This window comes from Saccharopolyspora sp. NPDC002578, assembly GCF_053592695.1.
Window position 1 is genome coordinate 1 of the sequence record NZ_JBSFWJ010000161.1, and the last position, 3058, is coordinate 3058.

2 protein-coding genes are annotated in these 3058 nt (G+C 67.8%); one reads left to right on the forward strand and one right to left on the reverse strand.

Annotation, left to right across the window (positions count from 1 at the left end; translation table 11 throughout):
- Nucleotides 1–118: 118 nt before the first annotated feature.
- Nucleotides 119–1744, reverse strand: coding sequence for a putative glycoside hydrolase (locus tag ACWD38_RS30265; RefSeq protein WP_343071297.1), 1626 nt, complete (start codon nt 1742–1744; stop codon nt 119–121).
- A 154-nt stretch (nt 1745–1898) separates the two neighbouring features.
- On the opposite strand from ACWD38_RS30265, the gene ACWD38_RS30270 reads away from it, so the two are divergent.
- Nucleotides 1899–2930: a polysaccharide deacetylase family protein gene (locus ACWD38_RS30270; protein ID WP_184478186.1), complete on the forward strand. Its 1032-nt coding sequence runs from the start codon at nt 1899–1901 to the stop codon at nt 2928–2930.
- Nucleotides 2931–3058 lie beyond the last annotated feature (128 nt).

Here is a 3058-nt window from a genome sequence, read left to right on the forward strand (position 1 = left end):
TCCGGCTTGTATTTTTTTTCCCCGGGGGGCGTCCCCACTCAAGAAAAAGATCCCGCAGCGAGAGACCGACTGAGGTTCCGCCACCCGACCACCAAAGCAGACCGAGGCGGACGAACCACTACGGCTTCTGCGGTACGAGGGCTTCTCCGTGGTAGCGGCAGTTCGGGGCCCACAGCAGGTACGACGGCATGCCGCCGTCGCGGGCGGCGTCGATCTGGGCACCGACCTCCGCGGGTCCGTAGCTGGCGCCGAGGCTGAAGTCCTGCAGCCACGGAATGATCTGCACGTCGGTCCCGGCGACGGCCTGGGCGAACTTGTCCAGGGACCGCCGCACGATGTCGTAGGGCGCGGTGTTCGGATCGGCCACGCCGAATTCGCCCGGCCCCCAGTGCGAGGGGTAGACCATCGGCGCGATGTAATCCACGTACTTCGCCATCTGCGGGATGTCCTGCGCGATCTGCGTGGGCCGGTCCACCGCGATGCCGAACACCGAAGCTCCCAGCAGCGCGCCCTGGGAGCGCACCGCGGTCTGCGATTCGCGCAGGAAGTTCGCGATGCCCGTCTCCGGCGTGGTGGTGAGCCCGGGGAAGCGCATCTTCTCGATGCCGCCGTCGGGCCTGCGCACGTAGTCGTAGAGGATGTCGTCGAAGCCCAGCGAGGCGGCTTCGGCGGCGATGTCGATGTTGTACTTCTGCACCGCCGGGTCGGCGAAGTTCGTGAACGCGAAGTCGCCGTACCCGCTGCTCCACGGTTGTCCGCCGGAGGTCTGCACGACCCGTTCCGGGTGCCCTTCGCGCCAGGACGCCTCGCCCAGCACCGGGTCCTTGAACGCCACGAGGCGGCCGACCACCCGCACGCCCATGCCGTGCAGCTGGTCGATGGCTTCGCGGGCGTCGTAGTAGTTCTTCACCGCCCCGATCCGGTTCGCCTCGGGCACCGCCGAGCCGTAGGGGATTTCGCCGCTCTCGTCCTTGATGTCGAGTTCGACGGTGTCGATCCGGCCTTGCCTGGCCATCTCCAGCACCGGTTCGCGCAGTGTGTCGCTGGTCCAGGCGAGCCCGGTCATGTGCACGGCGCGCATGCCCGGGTGCTTGATGTGCACGGTCATCGTGCGCTCGGCGCGATTGCCCGCGAGGTCGGTGGCCACGACCTGCACTTCGCGTTCCGGCTTGTCCACGACCGCGGAGAACGCGCCGTCCGGGCCCGGCTTGACCGCTTTGCCCGCCACGGTCACTTCGTCGGCACCGGTGGCCTTGCCGTGCACGGTCACCGGTTCACCGAGCTCGTTCGGCCGCAGCGAGTCCTCGACCTGGAGCTCCGGCGCCGCGCTGTCCACTGTGAACTCTTGCGTGGTGCTGGAGGAACCGAGCCAGGACACCGCTCGTGGAGTGACGACCTCCAGCACGTGGGTGCCGTCGGACGTCGACGGAGCGTGCACGGCGAGCGCGCCGCCTTGCTCCGATGTGGGAACGGGACGTCCGTCGAGCAGGATCTGCGTCGATGCAGTGGTTTCGGAGCGGATCTGAATGGATCCATCCGAGGTCGCCTCGGAACGCACCGGGTGCGACGGCAATCCGTCGACTCGAACGTCCTCTGTGGACAACATGCGGAGCACGAAGTACCCCGCGATCAGCAGCACGATGGTGGCCACGGCCACGACGGCCCACTGCGGGACACCGCCGAACCCGTTGCCACGGCTGGTCTTCGTGGTTCCTGATGGCCCTTCGGGCGCAGGATCGGTCACAGCTTTCGCCTCCCCGACGTCGGCGAATCCGGACAACTAATCACGTTACGTTGCCGGTCGAATGTTCGCGCCACCCTTCCAGGTAATAACCAACAGATCAACAAGTCACTTGGAGTATCCACATCGGGCACTGACTCCACTAACGTGCGAACCGATGTTGAGCGTGATCGAGCGCACCTGCGCCGTGACGGCGGTGGCGCTGCTCGCCCTGTCCGGCGCCGCATGTAGCGCACAAGCCCCCGCCCCAGAAGCTCCCGACGTCGCCGCGGCACCACCGCCGCCACCCCCGCCGCCGCCACCGCCCGCTCCGGAATCGGTTCACGCCAACGAACTCGGCGACGTCCCGGTGCTCATGTACCACCGGATCACCACCGACCCGAGCAGCGTCTACGACCGCACACCGCAGGACTTCCGCGCCGAACTGGAACGGCTCCACGCCGAGGGCTACACGCCGATCACCGCCAGCGAATTCGCCGACGGCCGCATCGACATCCCGGCGGGCAGGCACCCCGTCGTACTCACCTTCGACGACGGCTCCACCGGTCAGTTCACAGTGGACGAAACCGGGCAACCCGCACCGGACACCGCGGTGCGCATCATGCTCGACACCGCCGCCGCGCACCCGGAGTTCCGCGCCACCGCGACCTTCTTCGTCTTCAACCCGCCCTTCGAAGACCCCGGCGGCCGCGTCACGCTGCCCTGGCTGCACGAGCACGGCTTCGAAGTCGGCAACCACACGCTCGACCACCCCAACCTCGGCCAAGTCGGCTCCGCCGAAGCGCAGCAGGAGATCGCCTCCATGCAGCGGGTCATCAACGAGGCGCTGCCCGACGTGCCGGTGCGCTCGCTGGCGCTACCGCTGGGCATGCACCCCGACGACGAAGCGCTCGCCGCCGACGGCAGCGCCGACGGGATCACCTACCACCACGACAGCGTGTTCCTCGTCGGCTCCAACCCGGCCCCGTCCCCGTTCGACGCGGACTTCGACCGCGAGAACATCCCGCGCATCCGCTCGCAGGCCGCCACCGGCGAAGAAGCCGAATACGGATCCACCCAGTGGCTCGACAAACTCGCCGCCGACCCGGAATCCCGCTACACGTCCGACGGTGACCCGGACCGCGTCTCCGCGCCGCGCTCCACCGACCCCGAGCCCGCCCCCGGCGTTCCTGGTCTCTACTTGTACTGACTCCACGGCTCGGTTTGCTTTGGTGGTCGGGTGGCGGGTTCTCAGCTGTCTTCTCGCTGCGGGATCTTTTTCCCAAGTGGCTCCGCCACGAGGGAAAAAGCTGTCCTCGCGAGAAGACAGCTGAGAAC

Coding starts and splice junctions, on each gene's coding strand:
- ACWD38_RS30270 (WP_184478186.1), top strand. CDS start 1,899: ATGTTGAGCGTGATCGAGCGCACCTGCGCCGTGACGGCGGTGGCGCTG.